The sequence below is a fragment of the Mesorhizobium sp. M1A.F.Ca.IN.020.06.1.1 genome, from assembly GCF_004023265.1.
Taxonomy (GTDB): domain Bacteria; phylum Pseudomonadota; class Alphaproteobacteria; order Rhizobiales; family Rhizobiaceae; genus Mesorhizobium.
This window is the reverse complement of record NZ_RZSR01000919.1, coordinates 1-2,387: the sequence shown is the minus strand read 5'-3', so window position 1 is coordinate 2,387 and position 2,387 is coordinate 1. Positions and strand designations below refer to the sequence as shown.

Annotated in this window: 2 protein-coding genes and 1 pseudogene; 2 read left to right on the top strand and 1 reads right to left on the bottom strand. The window is 63.3% G+C overall.

The annotated features are described in order from the left end of the window. A partial coding sequence (locus EOA60_RS29020; protein ID WP_164899627.1) for a hypothetical protein occupies positions 1–282 on the bottom strand: 282 nt, incomplete at its 3' end. Between the two features lie 115 nt (positions 283–397). Between EOA60_RS29020 and EOA60_RS29015 the strand changes: the two genes are divergently transcribed. Both EOA60_RS29015 and EOA60_RS29010 read left to right on the top strand, forming a co-directional pair. Then, positions 398–2,062: an ABC transporter substrate-binding protein gene (locus tag EOA60_RS29015; RefSeq protein WP_095823856.1), complete on the top strand. Its 1,665-nt coding sequence runs from the start codon at positions 398–400 to the stop codon at positions 2,060–2,062. A gap of 85 nt (positions 2,063–2,147) precedes the next feature. After that, positions 2,148–2,387 (top strand): annotated as a pseudogene (locus EOA60_RS29010) (ABC transporter permease); the annotation flags it as partial.

Below are 2,387 nucleotides of genomic sequence, written 5' to 3'. Positions count from 1 at the left end.
CCCGACGGCCCCGGGCTCGGCATCAACGTGGTGCCGGACCTGCTCGGCAAGCCCTTCTTCGAGATCGGCTGAGATGAAGATCGGGAGCAGCGCCGCAACGCCGATCGCGCTAGCAGGCTTTTCGCTGAGCTGAACTGGGAGATCGCCAAAAGGAAAGGAGACCGGCAAATATCGAATCGAGGCGGCCACGATTTCGATCGGGCTGCACGCCCGAGTTAGGCATGCATCAAGAAAATCTGACTTTTCCGCTTCAAGGAGCGGATGGACCGGACCAAAGTGCATGTTACAGTTCGTTCGACTGAATTCTTGACGATGGCCGGGACCGGAGAACTCCACGGAACGTCGTCAACCGGAATGCACTCGCCAACCACAAGAACTGGGGAAAGGGTTTAGACCCATGAGCAAGAACTACCGCGTCCTCGACCTCATCCGGCGCAACCGCACGCCGCTCGAAAATCACCTCATCGACGGCCTCATCGACGGCCGCGTCAGCCGCCGCGATTTCGTGCGCCACGGCAGCCTGCTCGGCCTGTCGCTGCCGCTTCTCGGCCGCATCGGCATGGCGGCCGGCTTCGGCGCCGCGCCCTCGCTTGCCCGCGCCCAGGGCGCGCCGGGCGCCACCATCCGCGTCGGCAGCAGCGTGCCGGCCGCCGCGATCGACCCGGTCACCATCGCCGACGCCGGCGGCCTGCTCGTCATGCAGCAGGTCGCCGAATTCCTCTGCGTCGACGGCCCCGATCTGGTGCTCAAGCCGGCACTGGCCGAAAGCTGGAAGCCGAATGCCGATGGCTCGGTGTGGACGTTCACGCTGCGCAAGGGCGTCAAGTTCCACTCAGGCGGCGAGATGAAGGCCGAGGACGTGGTGGCCAGCATCGACCGGCTTGCCGATCCCGCCAACTCCTCCAACGCGCTGTCGGTGTTCCGCGGCATCCTCTCGAAGGGCGCCAGCAAGAAGGTCGACGAATACACGGTGGAATTCCATCTCGACGCGCCGAACGGCAACTTCCCCTATATGCTGTCGTCCGACAACTACAACGCCGTCATCATCCCGGCGAGCTACAAGGGCGATTACGAAAAGAGCTTCGACGGCACCGGGCCGTTCAAGCTGGAGAAGTACACGCCCAAAGTCGGCGCCTCCTTCGTTCGCAATGAGAACTACTGGGGCGAAAAGGCCCTGCCGGAGCGCACCGAATTCACCTTCTTCACCGATATCCAGCCGCAGATCCTGGCGCTGCAGGGCGGCCAGATCGACATCATCAATCAGATGCCGGTGCTGGCGGGCGTCGCCGTCCTCAACGATCCGAACGTGAACGTCATCAGCCTGAAATCGTCGGCGCATCAGCAACTGCATCTGCGCTGCGACGACGGTCCGATGAAGGACCCGCGGGTACGCCGCGCCATCGCGCTCAGCATCGATCGCAAGAAGTTGGTCGCCGGCCTGATGAAAGGGCGCGCCCAGGAGGGCAATGACAGCCCGTTCGCCGGGGTCTATCCGTCGACGGACACCAGCGTGCCGCAGCGCGAGCAGGACATCGCGCAGGCCAAGCAGCTGATGGAGGCGGCCGGCGCCGGCAAGGGGTTCAAAATAACGCTGACCACCGAGCGCTATCTGGAAATCCCCGAGTACGCGCAGCTGATCCAGAACTGGGTCAAGGAGATCGGCATCGAGCTCGAGCTCAACATCCTCGACCAGAGCGCCTATTACGGCGATGCGGTGTTCGGCAAATCGAACTGGCTGGATTCGGTGATGGGCATCACCGACTACGGCCACCGCGGCGTGCCGAACGTCTATCTCGCCGCGCCATTGAAGAGCGAGGGCACCTGGAATGCCGCGCATTTCAAGAACAAGGACTATGACCAGCTGGCGACCAGCTATATCGCGGCCCTCGACCTCGAGGCGCAGAAGGCTGCAGCCGGCAAGATCCAGAAGCTGCTGCTCGAGGAAACGCCGGTGATCTTCGGCTATTTCTACGACTATCTGACGGCGACGGCGAAAGGCGTGGCGGGCGTGCAGCCCACCGCGATGTCGCAGCTGTTCCTCGAAAAGGCTTCGAAAGCCTGACGCGAGGGAGCAAGCTTATCCCTGACAGCCGGCTCTCGACGGAGAGCCGGCTCCAATAGGAGTATTCGTCATCCTCGGCTTCCTCATCCGGCGCCTGGCTCTGTCGCTTGTGACGCTGTTCCTGCTCAGCGTCATGGTGTTCCTGGGCGGCCAGGTGCTGCCCGGCAATGTCGGGCGCGCGATATTGGGGCCGTTTGCCGACCAGCGCGCCGTCGACGCGCTCAATCACTCGCTCGGCGTCGACCGGCCGCTGCTCGTCCAGTACGGAAGCTGGATCTGGAATTTCGTCCATGGCGACATGGGCACGTCCTACATTTTTCGCGCG

Excerpts from the sequence above, each read along its gene's own strand:
- EOA60_RS29015 (WP_095823856.1), top strand. The coding sequence starts at position 398 with ATGAGCAAGAACTACCGCGTCCTCGACCTCATCCGGCGCAACCGCACG.